The following is a 16,791-nucleotide window of genomic DNA, read 5'->3' as shown; positions in this document are numbered from 1 at the left end:
TCAGCTCCCCGGACCTCAGCGCTCCGGACGTCAGCTCCCTGGACCTCAGCACTCCGGACGTCAGCGCTCCCCGATCGGACGGCCCTGCGGCTCCTCCGCGATCCGGCGGGCGATCTCGGCCGGCCGCACCGGGCGCCCGAAGTGCCAGCCCTGCGCCCAGTCGCAGCCGATGGTGCGCAGCCGCTCGGCGTCCCTGCGGGTCTCCACGCCCTCGGCGGTGACGTTCAGCCCCAGCGCGTGCGCCATCGACACCAGCCCGCTGACGATGCGCCACCCGGTCGACTCGTCCTTGCCGGGGTCGTGCAGGTCCCCCACGAAGGACCCGGCGATCTTCAGGCCGGAGACCGGCAGGTCGCGCAGGTAGGCGAGGTTGGACCAGCCGGTGCCGAAGTCGTCCACCGCCAGCGACACCCCGAGGTCCACCAGGCCGTGCAGGGTGCGCAGCGCCTCGTCCTCGGGCCCGACCACGGTGGACTCGGTGATCTCCAGCTGGAGCCGGGCCGGGTCCAGGCCGGTGCCGTCCAGGATCCGGCCGAGGTCGGTGACCAGCGCCGCGCTGCGCGCCTGACGCACCGCCAGGTTGACGTTGAGCTGGGGCGCGGCGTCGCCGAACCGCTTGATCCACTCGGCGGCCTGGCCGCAGGCCTGCTCCAGCACCCAGCGGCCGAGCGGCATGATCAGCCCGGTCTCCTCGGCGGTGGTGACGAACTCGTCCGGGCCGAGCACGCCCAGCTGCGGGTGGCGCCAGCGCACCAGCGCCTCCACGGCGGCGAGCCGGCCGTCGCCGAGCGCGTAGAGCGGCTGGTAGTCGATGAAGAACTCGCCGCGGTCGAGGGCGGCCGGCATCCGCACGGACACCGCGTACCGGCTGACCGCGCGGGCGTTCTCCTTCGGGTCGAACAGCGTCCAGCGCCCCCGGCCGGCCTCCTTGGCCCGGTAGAGCGTCAGGTCGGCGGCCCGGACGGCGGCGCCCGGGGTGGTCGTGGACACGCGCCGCTCCAGCACGCCGACGCTCGCGCCCACGGCGAGCTTGTGATCGCCGATCAGCACGGGCCCGGCCAGCGCCTTGAGGACGGTCTTCGCCGCGGCGATCGCCTCCTGCTCGCCCCGGCACTTCTCCAGCAGGACGACGAACTCGTCGCCGCCGAGCCGGGCGACCAGGTGGCCGAGGGGGGAGAGCGCGGCCTTCAGGCGGGCGGCGACGGCGGAGAGCAGCTGGTCGCCGGTGTCGTGGCCGAGGCTGTCGTTGACGATCTTGAAGCCGTCGAGGTCGACGTAGCACAGGCCGAAGCGGGCGCCCGGCTCCGGCTCCTCGAACAGCTTCTCCAGCCGCTCGAAGAAGGCCGCCCGGTTGGGCAGTCCGGTGAGCGGGTCGTGGGTGGCCTGGTGGCGCAGCCGCTCCTGGAGGCGGTAGCGGTCGGTGACGTCCTCCAGCATCGCGACCTGGTACTGCGGCCGGCCGTCGTCGTCGCGGATCAGCGAGACGGTGAGGTGGGTCCAGATGACCTCGCTGTCCTGCCGGTAGTACGGCTTGTCGAACTGGAAGTAGTCCCGCTTGCCGCTGATCAGGTCCTCGTACGCCTCCCACACGCCGGGGGTGTCCTCGGGGTGGACGAGGTCGCCGACCCGGCGGCCGATCATGTCCTCGGGCCCGGCGCCGAACAGGTCCTGCAGGGCCTTGTTCACGGCCAGGATGTTGCCGTCCGTGTCGCCGATGCCGATGCCGATCGCGGCGCTCTCGAACAGGGCGCGGAAGCGGGCCTCGGAGGCGCGCAGCGCCCGCTCGGCCTCCTTGCGGGCGAGGTCGGCGGCGGCCCGGATCGCCTCCTGCTCGCGCAGGGTGCGCTCGCGCAGGGCGGCCGCCCAGCCCGCGGCGAAGGCGCCGGTCAGGGCGGGGCCGCGGTCGTCGCCGACCGGCTGGGCGTGCAGCAGCTCCACCGCGCGGGCGAGCACGACCGGGTCGGTGAAGTGCGCGTCGACCAGCTCCGCGCCGGCCTGGGCGGCCAGGTGCGGCTCGAACGGCTCGTCCTGCTGGGCGCGGTGCAGCAGCGCGGCGGTGCGGGCCACCAGGCGGCCGAGCAGGCCGGGGTGGACGACGGCGCCGTGGTCGCCGGAGAGCAGCCGGGCCCACTCCTCGTGGAACCGCTCCGCGCTGCCGGGGGCCGGGGTCCTGCTCATGCGACCGCCGCCCCGGCGGTCGCGGTTCCGCCTCCGCCGACCGGTCGCCCGCCGCGTCCGGTGCGGCCGCCGGGCCAGATGCGTCCACTGCATCCGATGCGGCCGCTGTGTCTGGTGCGGCCGCTGAGCCCACCGGGCCCGCTGCGTCTGGTGCGGCCGCTGAGCCCACCGGGCCAGCTGCGTCCGCTTCGTCCGCTCAAGGACGGAACCCCACGCCCGCCACCCCGCTCATCCGCTCGGGGTGTTCGCCGACCGACTCCGGCTGGTCCGGCCGCCACTGCGGCAGGTACACCACGCCCGGCTCCACGAGCTCGAAGCCCTCGAACATCGCGGTGACCTGCGCGCGGGTGCGCATGGTCAGCGGGGTCGGCGTCATCCGGTACAGGTTCTGGTGGTCCTCCGCCTGGTCGGGGCGGCCCTCCGAGGAGGCGTGCGAGAGGACCAGCGCGCTGCCGGGCGCAAGCGCGTCGCGGATCGTCGCGATCAGCTTCCACGGGTCCTCGTCGTCGCTGACGAAGTGCGCGACGGCCACCAGCAGGACGCCCACCGGCTCGCCGGCCTCCAGCAGCCCGGCCACCTCGGGGTGGGCCAGCAGGTCCGCGTCACGCAGGTCGGCCTGCACGACGGCGCACCCCGGGTCGTCCGCCAGCAGCAGCCGGCTGTGCGCGACGGCCACCGGGTCACGGTCGACGTACACCACCTGCGCCTCGGGGCGGATCGCGCGGGCGATCTCGTGCACGGCGCCGAAGGTCGGGATGCCGGAGCCGATGTCCAGGAAGCGGGAGATGCCGCGCTCGGCGAGCAGCGTCACGGCGCGGCGCAGGAAGGCCCGGTTGGAGCGCATGATCTGGGGCAGCTCCGGCCACAGGGCGAGCGCCTTGCGGGCCATCTCCCGGTCCACCTCGAAGTTGTGCGATCCCCCGAGGTAGTAGTCGTAGACCCGTGCGGCGTTCGGTTTGTCCAGGTCCGTGCCTTCCGGTACCCAGCTCGGTCGCCGCATGCCTGTGACTCCTTCACTCCGGTTCTGGGGCAGCAGCGACCACAGGCCACTGCTGTGACAGATGAGACTACAAGCACAGAAGATCCTCCCCCGCACCCCGAACGGGTGCAAGCGGAGTGTCCGCTTCCCGCCCTGTCCCCCGCTCCGTCTCCCGCTCCGTCCGGCGGGCGCTGCCGACGGAGCTGCCGGGCGGGAGCGGGCGGCGGGGGCGCCGGGCGGGCACGGAGCCGAGAATGGAGGTGATGGCCGGACGCATCGAGGACTACGCCCTCATCGGCGACCTGCAGACCGCCGCCCTGGTCGGCCGGGACGGTTCGGTCGACTGGCTGTGCCTGCCCCGCTTCGACTCCCCCAGCTGCTTCGCCGGACTGCTCGGCGACCCCTGCCACGGCGCCTGGCGGCTCGCCCCCGCGGGCGCCGGCACCTGCCGCACCCGCCGCTACCGGGGCGACAGCCTCGTCCTGGAGAACGAGTGGCACACCGCCGCCGGGCAGGTCCGGGTCACCGACTTCATGCCGCAGCGCGGCCCGGACGGGCGGCGCGCCCCGCAGCTGATCCGCGTCGTCGACGGCCTCACGGGCAGCGTTCCGATGCGCGGCGCGCTGCGGCTGCGCTTCAACTACGGGCGCGTCGACCCCTGGGTGCGGCGCACCGGACACCACCGGGTCGCCGTCGCCGGGCCCGACTCCGCCTGGCTGCGGGTGCCCGACGGCGTGCACACCTACGGCCTCGACGGGGTCACCACATCCGATTTCACCGTCGCCGCCGGGCAACGCGTCCCGTTCGTCCTCACCTGGCAGCCCTCCCACCTGGCCACCACCCCGCGCACCGACCCCGACCGGGCGCTGCTCGACACCGTCTCCCGCTGGCAGCACTGGGCGGCCGGGTGCCGCTACCAGGGCGAGTGGCGGGCCGCCGTCCTGCGCTCGCTGATCACCCTCAAGGCGCTGGCGTACGCGCCCACCGGCGGGATCGTCGCCGCGCCCACGGCGTCGCTGCCCGAACGGATCGGCGGGGCGCGCAACTGGGACTACCGATTCTGCTGGCTGCGCGACTCCTCCATGACGCTCTCCGCCCTCCTGCGCAGCGGGTTCCGCGAGGAGGCCGTCGCCTGGCGCCGCTGGCTGCTACGCGCCATCGCCGGGGACCCTGGCGACCTCCAGGCCGTCTACGGGGTCGCCGGCGAGCGCGTGCTCGGCGAGACCACCGCCGACTGGCTGCCCGGCTACGAGGACTCGCGGCCGGTGCGGTTCGGCAACGCCGCCGTCGGCCAGCTCCAACTCGACGTCTACGGCGAGGTGGTGGACACCCTGCACCTCGCGCTGCTGGCCGGTCTGCCGATGGAGCGGCACGTCTGGATGCTGCTCCGGGCGCTCATGGCCTACCTGGAACAGCACTGGCGCGAACCCGACGAAGGACTGTGGGAAGTGCGCGACGGGCGGCGGCACTTCGTGCACTCCAAGGTGATGTGCTGGGTCGCCGCCGACCGCGCCGTCCGGCTCGCCGAGGCCACCGGGCTGCCTGCGCCGACGGAGCGGTGGCGGGCGATGCGCGACGCCGTCCACGCCGACGTGTGCGCCCACGGCTACGACCGGCGGCGCGGCGTCTTCGTCCAGCACTACGGGGGGCGGGGGCTGGACGCGGCCACCCTGTTCGTCGTCAAGAGCGGGTTCCTGCCACCGGACGACCCCCGGGTCGTGCGCACCGTCGACGCCGTCCGCGACGGGCTCGACCACGGCGGACTGGTCCGGCGGTACCGGGCCGGACGCTCCGGCGGCGGGCCTGGCCGGGACGGGTGGGCGGTGGGTGGGCTCTCCGAGGGCGGGCCCTCCGGGGACGGGCCGGCCGAGGACGAAGGCGCCTTCCTCGCCTGCTCGTTCTGGCTCGCCGACGCGCTCGCCGCCACCGGACGGGCGGACGAGGCGCGCGAACTGTTCGGGCGCCTGGTCGGGCTCGCCAACGACCTGGGCCTGCTCTCGGAGCAGTGGGACCCGCACGCCGGACGCCAACTCGGCAACACTCCACAGGCGTTCAGCCACGTCGCCCTGGTCAACACCGCGTTCACGCTGACCCGACCGGACTAGGCTGGGGCCGTGGACCCCAACCACTACCGCTTCCGGGGCACGTGGCAATTCGCCGCGCCCGCACGGGAGGTGTTCGCGGCGCTGGAGGACGTGCGGAGCTACCCGCTGTGGTGGCCGGAGATCCGGGAGGTGCGGCAGACGGGCGAGGAGGAGGGTGAGGTGGTGGTGCGCGCACTGCTGCCGTACACGCTGGTGATCGGGCTGGAGGCGCGCCGACGCGACCCGGTGGCGGGGGTGCTGGAGGTCGCCATGCGGGGCGACCTCGCCGGGTGGTCCCGGTTCACCGTCACGCCGGAGGGCGCGGACCGCTGCCGCGTGCTCTTCGAGGAGGACACCCGCCCCGGCAAACCCCTGCTGCGCCGCCTCGCCCTGCCGCTGCACCCGCTGTTCCGGGCGAACCACGCGGTGATGATGCGACGGGGACGGCGCGGCCTGGCCCGGTACCTGGCGGCGGCGGGCGGGTGACGGCCGACGGGGTTCGGCGGACGGATTTCAGATAACAGATTTCAAAATCTGTCCGCTGAAATCTGTTATCTGTTTTCTGTCATCTGTCAGCGGTCACTCGTCAGCGGTCACCCGTCTCACCGATCACTTGTCCGCCGGGAACAGCCACCTCCGCAGCCACCGCGTCACCAGCGGCAGCGCCGCGTACGTCATCAGCCCGCTGATGAGCGGCGCGGTGACCAGTGGGCGGACCGGCACCGGCAGGCCCGCGAGGTAGGGGCCGATCAGCACCGTGGACGCCACGACGAGCGGGGCGATCGCGAGCGTCGAGGCGACTGCCATCCGCCAGCGCACCGGCGGGCGGCGCTGCGCCGCGCCGGGCGTCGTGGCGAACCAGCCCTCCATGCCCAGGATCTCGTGCCGGTGCACCTCGTAGTGGTGGCCGTCCGCCTTCTCGAAGCAGGCCGCCCGGGCCGGGGAGGCCTGCCAGGCGCGGAAGGCCCCGGCGTCACGGAAGTGCAGCAGCAGGTGCCAGGGTTCGCCCGGCCCGGCCGGGCGCAGCAGCCCGGTGCCGAGGTTGCCCTCGTGGGCGGACGCGGCGGCGAGGATGTTCTTCGCCCACGCCTCGAACGCCTCCTCGTAGCCCGGCTCGACCCGCCGGGCCACGAACAGCGTGACCTCGTCGCCCTGTTCGGTGGCCGTCTCCTGCGCCGTCATCGCCATCCGCACCGCCCGCCTCTCCCCCGTGCGCCTGCCGTTCGCAGGCCGCCCGGAGCATACGGCCCACCCCCCGCGCCCCGCCCGCCGCGCCCGAAGCGTGGGACGGGCCGGCTCCGCCGGGGTTAGCGTGGCGGCGCACGCCCGACGCCCCGGAGGCCCGCCGTGAGCCGCAGCCCGAGCACCCCGCCCCGCACACCCTCCCCCGCCCGCACCGCCGCCACGCCCGACTTCGGCTTCGGGCGGCCCTTCGACCGGTCCGGGACCGGGAGCAGCAAGTGGGCGCGTGCGGCGGCGCCGGGGGTGATCGCCATGAGCCTCGCCGACATGGACCTGCCCGGCCCGCCGGCCGTCGCCGAAGCGCTCACCCGCCGGGCCCGGCACCGGGCGTACGGGTACACGGTGTGCGACCCGGCCGGGCGGGAGCTGGTGGCGCACTGGTACCGGACGCGGCACGGCGTCGCGGTCGACCCGGACTGGGTGCTGCTCCTGCCGTTCGGCCCGCGCACCGCGATCCGGCTGCTGCTGGAGGCCGTACGCCCGGAGGCGCCCGTCGCCTTCCCCACCCCGGAGTGGGGCGGCTTCGCCCAGGTCTGCCGCGCGGCCGGCCTGCCGTACCGCGAACTGCCGCTCATGCTCCGCCCGGAGGACGGCTACCGCCTTCCGTCCGGTCTGCTTCCCCGCCCCACCTCCGTGGTGCTGCTCAGCAGCCCGCACAACCCGTCCGGCCGCGTCTGGCCCGCCGGGGACGTCCGCGCCCTCGCCGAGGAGGCGGCCGAGGCGGGCGCGCTGCTGGTCTCCGACGAGGTGCACGGCGACCTCACCCACCCCGGCCACACCCACCCCGTCGCCGTCACCACCGTCGACGAGCCGCTCCGCGCCCGCACGGTCACGCTCAACTCCGTCGGCAAGACCTTCAACGCCTCCGGCCTCCCGAGCAGCTTCGCGCTCGTGCCCGACCCGGCCCTACGCACCCGGCTGCTCGACACCATGGCGGGCTTCGGTTTCTGGGAGGGCGGCCTCGTCGAACAGACCGTCCAGCACGCGGCGCTGAGCGAGGGCGGCCCCTGGCTGGACGCCCTGCTCGCCCACCTCGCCGCCGCCCGCGAGCGCCTGACCGACCTCCTCGGCCCCGCCGTCCGCTCCGCGCCGCAGGCGTCCTACCTGCTCTGGCTCGACGCCGCCGCGCTGGGGCTCCCCCCGGCCGCCGCCCGCCGGGCGCTGCTCGACCGCTGCGCACTGGAAGCCTCCGACGGCACCGAGTTCGGCGCCGAGTCCGACACAGAGTCCGGCCCCGGGTCCGTCCCCGGTGGCCACGGCGCGCTGCGCCTGAACTACGCGCTGCCACAACCGGTGCTGGAGACCGTCCTCGAACGCCTCGCGCGGATCCGAGCACGGGCGTGAAGACCCCCGGGGCAACCCGTGAAAGCGCCGTCGGACTCCGCACGGAATACCGCCGAACGACGTTCACGGACAGTGCCGTTCACCCGATTGCACCGCCCCTGACCTGCAAAGACGAACATTCACGCGAATTTTGCGGGGCGCCCCCGCATGCTCCGTAGCAGACTGGGCAAAGTAGACCGGGCCGCAATCGTGATCCCGAGGATGGTAAGTCCGGTGATACCCGTATCCCCAGCCACTCCGCCCGACCGGCAGAGCCCCCCGACGCCTCCGACCAAGGTCACCCCCTTGACGGAGTCGGGAGCGCGCAGCCACGTATCGGGGGTGTGTTTCAAGATCGGTCCGCCCCGGCTGGTCGGTGTCGAGGTCGAGTGGTTCGTCCACGACGACCGATGTCCCAGCCGGCCCGTCCCCCCTGAACGGACCCACGCCGCCCTCCGTTCGCTGCCGCTCGGCGGCGAGGACGGCACATCGCTCCCCTCCGGTTCGCGCCTCACGCTCGAACCCGGCGGACAGGTCGAGCTCAGCTCCCCGCCCGCCACCGGCCTCCTGGCCTGCGTCGACGACACCCGGCGCGATCTGACCGCCCTGCGGGCCGCGTTCGCGGCGCAGGGCCTGCGTCTCACCGGCACCGGTACCGACCCCCTCGCCCGCCCCCGCCGGATGGTCCTCGACCATCCCCGGTACCTCGCGATGGAGCGGCACTTCGACTCCGCCGGCCCCTGGGGCCGCATCATGATGACGGGCACCGCGTCCCTCCAGGTGTGCCTGGACGCCGGCGACGCGGACGGCCCGCACGCGGTGGACCGGCGCTGGCTGCTGGCGCACCGGCTCGGCCCGGTGCTGGTCGCGGCCTTCGCCAACTCACCGCTGCTGGACGGGAAGCCGACCGGCCACCGGTCCACCCGGCAGACCGTGTGGTCCCGGATGGACCCGACCCGCACGCTCGCCCCGGCCCCCGACCACGGCGACCCGCGCGAGGCGTGGGCGCAGTACGTGCTGGACGCCGAAGTGCTGTGCGTGCGCCGCCCGGACGGCCTGCCGTGGACGGCTCCGCGCGGCCTCACCTTCCGCGACTGGCTGCGCGGCGCCGGCGAACGCCCGCCCACCCTGGCCGACTTGGACTACCACCGCACCACCCTCTTCCCGCCGGTGCGCCCGCGCGGCCACCTGGAGCTGCGGATGATCGACGCCCAGCCCGGCGACGGCTGGGTGGTGCCCGCGGCCCTGGTCACCGCGCTGCTGGACGACCCGGTGGCCGCCGACGCCGCACTCGCCGCGCTGGAGCCCCTGGAGCCGCTGGAGCCGTTGAAGGCGCCGGGGCCGCCGCGGGGCGCGGACGGGCCGCGCCCGCCGCGCACCGACGTCTGGCGCCGGGCCGCCACCCTGGCCGTCGCCGACCCCGAACTGCGCCGCGCCGCGCTCGCCTGCTTCGCCGCCGCCGACGCCGCGCTGGGCCGCCTGCCCGGCGCCGCCCGGCTGCGCGCCACCGTCGCCGAATTCGCCGAGCGCTACCCCGCACGCGGCCGCTGCCCGGCCGACGACCAGCTGGACGCCCTGCGCGCCGGCACCCGACGCACTCCCCCGGAGGAGGCCGCCCCATGACCGACGTCCGACCCCCCGCCGAGGCTCCGGCGGGCACCGAGTCGCTGCGCGACGCCATCGCCGCCGAGCTGCTCGCCGCCCGTGCCCGCACCGCCGCCCTCACCGACTGCGTCGAGGACCACGACCTCACCGCCCAGCACTCGCCGCTGATGTCGCCGCTGGTCTGGGACCTGGCCCACATCGGCAACCAGGAGGAGCTCTGGCTGCTGCGCAACGTCGGCGGCCACGACCCGATGCACCCGGAGATCGACCCGCTCTACGACGCGTTCCAGCACCCGCGCGCCGAACGTCCCAGCCTGCCGCTGCTGCCGCCCGGCGAGGCCCGCGCGTACGCGCACGAGGTGCGCGGCCGGGTGCTCGACCTGCTCGCGGCGAGCCCGCTGGAGGGCGCGCCGCTGCTGGACGCCGGCTTCGCGTTCGGCATGATCGCGCAGCACGAACAGCAGCACGACGAGACGATGCTGATCACCCATCAGCTCCGCAAGGGCGAACCCGCCCTGGCCGCACCCCCGCCACCGCCCGCGCCCGCGGACGCCGCCACGCTGCCTGCCGAAGTCCTCGTCCCCGCGGGGCCGTTCACGATGGGCACGGACATCGAACCGTGGGCGCTGGACAACGAGCGCCCGGCCCACGTCGTCGACCTCCCGGCGTTCCGGCTCGACACCACCCCCGTCACCAACGGCGCCTACCTGCGCTTCATCGCCGACGGCGGCTACGACGAGCCGCACTGGTGGACCCCCGAGGGCTGGGCGCACCGGCGGCAGGCCGGCCTGACCGCCCCGCTCTTCTGGCGGCACGAGGACGGCCAGTGGCTGCGCCGCCGCTTCGGCACGCTGGAGCCCGTCCCGCTGGACGAGCCGGTGCTGCACGTCAGCTGGTACGAGGCGGACGCGTACGCCCGTTGGGCCGGGCGGCGGCTGCCGACCGAGGCGGAGTGGGAGAAGGCCGCCCGGCACGACCCGGCGACCGGCCGTTCGCGCCGCTACCCCTGGGGCGACGGGAGCCCGACGCCCGACCACGCCAACCTCGGCCAGCGCCACCTGCGCCCGGCCCCGGCCGGCAGCTACCCGGCGGGCCAGTCCCCGTACGGCGTCCGGCAGTTGATCGGCGACGTGTGGGAGTGGACGGCGAGCGACTTCCGCCCGTACCCGGGCTTCCGGGCCTGGCCGTACGAGGAGTACTCGGAGGTGTTCTTCGGGCCCGAGTACAAGGTGCTGCGCGGCGGCGCCTTCGCGGTCGCGCCGGTGGCCTGCCGGGGCACCTTCCGCAACTGGGACTACCCGGTCCGCCGGCAGATCTTCTCCGGCTTCCGCACGGCCGCCGACGTCCCCGACCAGGGCGATGCCTGATGTGCCGACACATCGCCTACCTGGGCCGGCCGGTGGCACCGGGAGAGCTGCTGGTCGTGCCGCCGTACGCGCTGCACCGCCAGTCCTGGGCGCCGCGCACGCAGCAGCACGGCACGATGAACGTCGACGGGTTCGGCCTCGGCTGGTACGCGGACGGCGACGAGATCCCCGCCCGCTACCGCCGGGCCGGGCCGATCTGGGCGGACGCCGCCTTCGCCGACCTCGCCCGGGTGATCCGCACCCGGGCGCTGCTGGCGGCCGTCCGCTCCGCCACCGAGGGGTGCGCGGCCGGCGAGCACGCCGCCGCACCGTTCTCCGCCGGGCGCTGGCTCTTCAGCCACAACGGCGCGGTGGCCGGCTGGCCGGACAAGCTCGACGCGCTCGCCGGGCTGCTGCCCGCCGCCGAGCTGCTGGACCTGGAGGCGCGCACCGACTCCGCCCTCGTGTGGGCGCTCACCCTGCACCGGCTGCGCACCGGGGCCGGGCTGGGCGAGGCGCTCGCGGCCACCGTCGCGGACGTCACCGAGCACACCACCGGGCGGCTCAACCTGCTGCTGACCGACGGCCGCTCGGTCGCGGCGACCGCCTGGGGCGACACACTGCACCACCGCACCCTGCTGGGGGGCGGTCTCGTGGTGGCCTCCGAGCCGTACGACGACGAGCCCGGCTGGACGGCCGTCCCCGAGGGCTCGCTCCTCGTCGCCGGCGCCGAAGCCCTGGCCGGTGCCGAAGCCCTCGCCGGTGCGGAAACCCTGGCCGGCGCGGAAGCCGTGGCCGGCGCCGGAGCCCCGAACGGCCTCGACGCCACCGCCGCAGCCCTCACCGAAGCCGGACCGGACGGACCTCCTCCGGCGCCGGCCGTCATCGTCCGCCCCCTCCCCCGCCGCGGCTGAGCCCGCGCCCTACCTTCACCTTCTGAACAGAGGACCGCCCTGTCATGAACAGCTTTGACCTCACCAGGCTGCTCCCCGCCGACCACTTCAGCACCGCCTTGCGCCACGACGTGCAGCACGGCCTGACGTCCGAACCCAAGTGGCTGCCCCCGAAGTGGTTCTACGACGCGCGCGGCAGCGACCTGTTCGAGGAGATCACCAGGCTGCCCGAGTACTACCCGACCCGCGCCGAACGGGCCATCCTCACCGCCCGGGCCGGCGAGATCGCCGCCGCGACCAAGGCCCGCACGCTCGTCGAGCTCGGCTCCGGCTCCTCCGAGAAGACCAGGCTCCTGCTGGACGCCCTGAACGACCTCGGCACGCTGCGCACCTACGTCCCGGTGGACGTCAGCGAGAGCGCGCTCACCTCGGCCGGCGAGGCGCTCGCCGCCGACTACCCCGGGGTCGCGGTGCACGGCGTGCTGGCCGACTTCACCGCGCGGCTCGGCCTGCCGCCGGACGGCGCCCCGCGCCTGGTCGCCTTCCTCGGCGGCACCCTCGGCAACCTGCTGCCCGACGAGCGCACCGGCTTCCTCGGCGGCCTGCGCGCCACCCTCGACCAGGGCGACCACCTGCTGCTCGGCACCGACCTGGTCAAGGACCCGGCCGTGCTGGTCGCCGCCTACGACGACGCGTCCGGGGTGACCGCCCAGTTCAACCGCAACGTGCTGAACGTGCTCAACCGCGAGCTGGGCGCCGACTTCGACCCGGACGCCTTCGAGCACGTCGCGCGCTGGGACGCGGAGCGGGAGTGGATCGAGATGCGGCTGCGCTCGCTGCGCTCCCAGACCGTGAAGATCCCGGTCCTGGACCTGCCGGTGCACTTCGACCGCGGCGAGGAACTGCGCACCGAGGTGTCGGCCAAGTTCCGCCGCGAGCGGGTGGCCGAGGAGCTGGCGGCGGCCGGGATGCGGCTGACCCACTGGTGGACGGACGAGGAAGGCCGCTTCGGGCTGTCGCTGTCCGCCCCGATGTGAGGCGCCCGGCGGGCGGCGCGGCGCAGCGGCGCGGCGGCGGAGCAGCCGTCGCGCCGCCCGCCGCGGGACCTCGTCGGCCCCAATTTGCTTGTTCACCTTACGAATTCTAGGAGCAAAACTTGAGGAGCCCGGTGTACAAGAGTTAAACGAACAGGGGTTACGATCTCGGCTACCGAGCTCAGCGTTGAGTACCAGGAGTCAAGATCGTGAGCGTCACCCAGAAGCCCTCCGGGGCGGTCGAGGCCACCGCGCCCGGCCGCCTCGGCTTCGTCGTCTTCATCACCGCCGCCGCAGCCCTCGGCGGGTTCCTGTTCGGCTACGACAGCTCCGTGATCAACGGCGCCGTCTCGGGCATCCAGGAGAAGTTCGGCGTCGGCGACGGCGTGACCGGTCTGATCGTCTCCTCGGCCCTGCTCGGGTCGGCGATCGGCGCCGCGGTGGCCGGCCGGTTCGCCGACCGCTACGGCCGCATCAAGGTCATGAAGGCGGGCGCGCTGATGTTCGCCGTCAGCGCCGTCGGCTCGATGCTCCCGTTCTCCGCGTGGGACCTCGCCTTCTGGCGCGTGCTGGGCGGCGCCGCCATCGGCATCGCCTCGGTGATCGCGCCGACCTACATCGCCGAGGTCGCGCCGACCAGGTACCGCGGCCGCCTGGCCTCCTTCCAGCAGGCCGCGATCGTGCTCGGCATCGCGATATCCCAGCTGGTCAACTGGGTGCTGGCGGACGCCGCCGGCGGCGACACCCGTGGCAGGCTGCTCAGCCTGGAGGCCTGGCAGTGGATGCTCGGCATCTGCGTGATCCCGGCAGCCGTCTACTTCGTGCTCTCCTCGGTCATCCCCGAGTCCCCGCGCTACCTGATCCAGGCCGGCCGCCTCGACGACGCCCGCACCGTGCTCGCCGAGGTCGAGGGCGAGGGCGTCGACACCGACGCCCGGATCGCCGAGGTCCAGGCCCTGATCGCCTCCGACCACCGCCCGCGCTTCCGCGACCTGCTCGGCGGCCGCTTCGGCCTGCTGCCGATCGTCTGGGTCGGCATCGGCCTGTCGGTCTTCCAGCAGCTCGTCGGCATCAACGTGATCTTCTACTACTCGTCGATCCTGTGGCAGTCGGTCGGCATCGACCAGAGCAACTCGCTGCTGATCAGCTTCATCGGCTCGGTCATCAACATCCTCGGCACCGTGATCGCGATCCTGCTGGTGGACCGGATCGGCCGCAAGCCGCTCGCCCTGATCGGCTCGGCCGGCATGGCCGTCGCCCTCGGCGCCGCCGGCTGGGCGTTCTCCTCGGCCACCGGCAGCGGCGACAACGTCACCCTGCCCGACCTCCAGGGCACCGTCGCGCTGGTCGCCGCCAACGCCTTCGTGCTGTTCTTCGCGATGTCGTGGGGCGTGGTCGTCTGGGTGATGCTCGGCGAGATGTTCCCGAACCGCGTCCGCGCCGCCGCCCTGTCCGTCGCCGCCTCCGCGCAGTGGATCGCCAACTGGGCGATCACCGTCTCGTTCCCGTCGATGTCCCGCTGGAACCTGTCCGCGACCTACCTGATCTACGCCGCCTTCGCCGCGCTGTCGATCGTCTTCGTGGCCAAGTACATGAAGGAGACGAAGGGCGTCCGCCTGGAGGACATGGGCTGACGGGAGGACACGGGCCGCTCCGCCGGCCCCGGACCTCCGGCCCCCGCACCCTAGCGCGATCAGCGCGGGTGCGGGGGCCGAATCGTTCACTCTCTGCGGCGGGCCGGCCGGCTCCGGTACTCCTGTTCGGCAGGAGGGATGTCTTGATCTTCAACCGGCTTCGCACCCGCAGATCCGCCGCCGCGCCCGCCGGCGGCTGCCCGTACGCCCACACCCACCCCGGGTCCCACCCCGCCGGGCCACACGCCGCCGGACCCCACGACCCCGGGTCCCACGCTTCCGGGCCCCACGGTTCCGGGCCCCACCCCGCGGAGCCCCGCACCGCCGGCGCGGGCGACGCGCTGCTCCCGGCGGACCCGCCATTCACCGACCCCGCCCAGGCCACCTCGTTCGTCCGGCAGTTCCACCACGAGCAGCCCGCGGCCGGTGGCGACCCGGACGAGCGGATACGCGCCGTGCTCGACGAGATCGACCGCACCGGCACCTACGAGCACACCCCCGCCGAGCTCGCCTACGGCGCCAAACTGGCCTGGCGCAACGCCGCCCGCTGCATCGGCCGGCTGTACTGGCGCAGCCTCGTGGTGCGCGACCTGCGCCACCTCACCTCGGCCGACGACATCGCCGCCGAGTGCTTCGAACACCTGCGGCTGGCCGGCAACGGCGGCCGGATCCGCCCGGTCGTCTCGGTGTTCGCCCCCGACCGGCCCGGCCGGCCCGCCGCGCGCATCCTCAACCAGCAACTCGTCCGCTACGCCGGCCACCGGACGACGGCCGCCGACCCGGACGACGGCCCGTCCGACGGCCCGGACGGCATCCCCGACGGCATCACCCACGATGTCACCGGCGGCGTGACCGGCGGCGTGACCGGCGACCCGGCCGGCGTCCAACTCGCCGCCCTCGCCCGGGACCTGGGCTGGAAGTGCGCCGAGGACCGCTTCGAGGTGCTGCCCCTGCTGATCCGGGAACGGCCCGGCGAGCGCCCCGAGTGGTACCAGCTCCCGGACGACACCACGCTCGAAGTCCCGCTCTCCCACCCCGAGTTCGCCTGGTTCGCCGAACTCGGCCTGCGCTGGTACGCGGTACCGGCGATCAGCGACATGACACTGGAGATCGGCGGCGTGCGCTACCCCGCCGCACCCTTCAACGGCTGGTACATGGGCACCGAGATCGGCGCCCGCAACCTCGCCGACGCCGACCGCTACGACATGCTCGCCACCGTCGCCGGACGGCTCGGCCTGGACACCTCCAACGACCGCACCCTCTGGCGGGACCGCGCGCTGGTCGAGCTCAACGTCGCCGTGCTGCACTCCTTCCAGGAGGCGGGGGTGACGATGGCCGACCACCACACCGAGTCGGAGCGCTTCCTCAAGCACGTCGCGCAGGAGAAGCGCCTCGGCCGGCCCACCCCGGCGGACTGGAGCTGGATCGTGCCCCCGGTCTCCGGCGGGCTCACCCCCGTCTACCACCGCTACTACGACCCGGTGGACCCGTCGCTGCGCCCGGCCTTCCTGGCACGCGAGCCCTGGTGACGCGCGGGCGCTGGTGACGCGCGGGCCCTTGTGACGTGCGGGCGCCGGTGACGAGGCGGGGCCGGCCGCCGGCGCGGGCTACGCGCCCGCCCCGGTGAGGCGCTCGAAGCGCAGCGCCAGCCCGTCGAGGAGCGCCTCCAGACCGGTCTCGAACGCGGCCTCGTCGACGGTGCCCCGGTGGCCGGCCAGCCGGTGCGCCTCGCCGAGGTGCGGGTAGTCGGCGACGTCGTACAGCTCCGCGTCCGCCGGGAACCCGGCCGCGAAGGAGGCCAGCGCCGAGCCGGTGACGAAGTAGCGCATCAGCGCGCCGATCCGGGTGGCCTGGCCGCGCGGCCACCCCGCGTCCACCAGGTGCCCGAACACGGCGTCGGCCAGGCGCAGCGCGTGCGGCCGGCGGCCGGGGCCCTGGGCGAGCACCGGGACGATGTTGGGGTGGGCGGCCAGCGCGGCGCGGTAGGAGCGGGCCCAGTCGCGCAGCGCCTCCGGCCACGGGGTCGGCGCCGCCGCACCCGCCGTGCCTGCCGTGCCCGGCGCACCCGCCGTGCCCGGCGATCCGCCGAACATCGACAGGTCGACTTCCCCGATGACGGTGTCGACGACCGCGTCCAGGAGCTCGTCCTTGGTCGCGAAGTGGTTGTAGAGCGACGGCCCGCTGACCGACAGCTCGGTGGCGAGTCGGCGGGTGGAGAGGGCGTCCAGGCCCTCGGCGTCGATCAGCCGCAGCGCGGCGGAGACGATGCGCTCGCGGCTGAGCAGCGGGGTGCGCGGGCGGGCCATCGAGCGGCTTCCTCCGGTTCCTCGGGCGGTCCGTCCGGCCGGAGTCCTCCGGTCGGGTGGGTCGGGGACCGATTCTGACAGGCGCCTCTTCCCAGCACGGCCCGGTCGGAGCTACAGTCCCCCCGTAAAACTTGCAGCGCTAGTTTAATGGGCACGGAAGGTCGGTG

At 74.4% G+C, this 16,791-nt stretch carries 13 protein-coding genes; 9 read left to right on the top strand and 4 right to left on the bottom strand.

Going from position 1 to position 16,791, the window contains the following annotated elements; translation table 11 throughout:
• Nucleotides 1-60: 60 nt before the first annotated feature.
• Both ACFVSN_RS11140 and ACFVSN_RS11135 read right to left on the bottom strand, forming a co-directional pair.
• Complete coding sequence (locus ACFVSN_RS11140) at nucleotides 61-2,178, bottom strand: putative bifunctional diguanylate cyclase/phosphodiesterase (RefSeq protein WP_380446060.1); 2,118 nt, start codon at nucleotides 2,176-2,178, stop codon at nucleotides 61-63.
• A gap of 196 nt (nucleotides 2,179-2,374) precedes the next feature.
• Nucleotides 2,375-3,178 carry an SAM-dependent methyltransferase gene (locus ACFVSN_RS11135; RefSeq protein ID WP_387590786.1) on the bottom strand — a complete coding sequence of 268 codons (804 nt, stop codon included), beginning with the start codon at nucleotides 3,176-3,178 and terminating at the stop codon, nucleotides 2,375-2,377.
• 242 nt (nucleotides 3,179-3,420) lie between these two features.
• Between ACFVSN_RS11135 and ACFVSN_RS11130 the strand changes: the two genes are divergently transcribed.
• Together ACFVSN_RS11130 and ACFVSN_RS11125 are read left to right on the top strand one after the other, a co-directional pair.
• Entirely contained in the window at nucleotides 3,421-5,262 is a 1,842-nt protein-coding gene (locus ACFVSN_RS11130) for a glycoside hydrolase family 15 protein (RefSeq protein WP_387590789.1), read from the top strand.
• Between the two features lie 9 nt (nucleotides 5,263-5,271).
• Nucleotides 5,272-5,727 (top strand): SRPBCC family protein, encoded by a 456-nt coding sequence (locus tag ACFVSN_RS11125; RefSeq protein WP_380489352.1) that lies wholly within the window; start codon nucleotides 5,272-5,274, stop codon nucleotides 5,725-5,727.
• A 123-nt stretch (nucleotides 5,728-5,850) separates the two neighbouring features.
• On the opposite strand, the gene ACFVSN_RS11120 is transcribed toward ACFVSN_RS11125, so the two are convergent.
• A complete protein-coding gene (locus ACFVSN_RS11120; RefSeq protein ID WP_380437943.1) occupies nucleotides 5,851-6,429 on the bottom strand; it encodes an antibiotic biosynthesis monooxygenase in 579 nt (192 codons plus the stop codon).
• Between the two features lie 159 nt (nucleotides 6,430-6,588).
• Between ACFVSN_RS11120 and ACFVSN_RS11115 the strand changes: the two genes are divergently transcribed.
• From ACFVSN_RS11115 to ACFVSN_RS11085, 7 genes are all read left to right on the top strand, one after another.
• Nucleotides 6,589-7,827: an aminotransferase class I/II-fold pyridoxal phosphate-dependent enzyme gene (locus tag ACFVSN_RS11115; protein WP_387590793.1), complete on the top strand. Its 1,239-nt coding sequence runs from the start codon at nucleotides 6,589-6,591 to the stop codon at nucleotides 7,825-7,827.
• A 321-nt stretch (nucleotides 7,828-8,148) separates the two neighbouring features.
• Nucleotides 8,149-9,429, top strand: coding sequence for an ergothioneine biosynthesis glutamate--cysteine ligase EgtA (gene egtA, locus ACFVSN_RS11110; RefSeq protein WP_387590796.1), 1,281 nt, complete (start codon nucleotides 8,149-8,151; stop codon nucleotides 9,427-9,429).
• On the top strand, nucleotides 9,426-10,778 hold the full coding sequence (gene egtB / locus ACFVSN_RS11105) for an ergothioneine biosynthesis protein EgtB (RefSeq protein WP_380437937.1): 1,353 nt from the start codon (nucleotides 9,426-9,428) through the stop codon (nucleotides 10,776-10,778). The genes egtA and egtB overlap by 4 nt, the downstream gene beginning before the upstream one ends.
• On the top strand, nucleotides 10,778-11,671 hold the full coding sequence (gene egtC, locus ACFVSN_RS11100; protein WP_387590799.1) for an ergothioneine biosynthesis protein EgtC: 894 nt from the start codon (nucleotides 10,778-10,780) through the stop codon (nucleotides 11,669-11,671). The genes egtB and egtC overlap by 1 nt, the downstream gene beginning before the upstream one ends.
• 44 nt (nucleotides 11,672-11,715) lie before the next feature.
• On the top strand, nucleotides 11,716-12,687 hold the full coding sequence (gene egtD / locus ACFVSN_RS11095; protein ID WP_387590802.1) for an L-histidine N(alpha)-methyltransferase: 972 nt from the start codon (nucleotides 11,716-11,718) through the stop codon (nucleotides 12,685-12,687).
• Nucleotides 12,688-12,890: 203 nt separating this feature from the next.
• A complete protein-coding gene (locus ACFVSN_RS11090; protein WP_387590820.1) occupies nucleotides 12,891-14,318 on the top strand; it encodes a sugar porter family MFS transporter in 1,428 nt (475 codons plus the stop codon).
• A gap of 341 nt (nucleotides 14,319-14,659) precedes the next feature.
• On the top strand, nucleotides 14,660-15,847 hold the full coding sequence (locus tag ACFVSN_RS11085; RefSeq protein ID WP_387590822.1) for a nitric oxide synthase oxygenase: 1,188 nt from the start codon (nucleotides 14,660-14,662) through the stop codon (nucleotides 15,845-15,847).
• Nucleotides 15,848-15,925: 78 nt separating this feature from the next.
• On the opposite strand, the gene ACFVSN_RS11080 is transcribed toward ACFVSN_RS11085, so the two are convergent.
• Complete coding sequence (locus tag ACFVSN_RS11080) at nucleotides 15,926-16,624, bottom strand: TetR/AcrR family transcriptional regulator (protein WP_380489370.1); 699 nt, start codon at nucleotides 16,622-16,624, stop codon at nucleotides 15,926-15,928.
• Between the last annotated feature and the right edge of the window lie 167 nt (nucleotides 16,625-16,791).

Source organism: Kitasatospora sp. NPDC057904 (assembly GCF_042887925.1).
Taxonomy (GTDB): domain Bacteria; phylum Actinomycetota; class Actinomycetes; order Streptomycetales; family Streptomycetaceae; genus Kitasatospora.
Note: the sequence above shows the minus strand (reverse complement) of the source record. Positions and strands in the feature narration are given on the sequence as shown.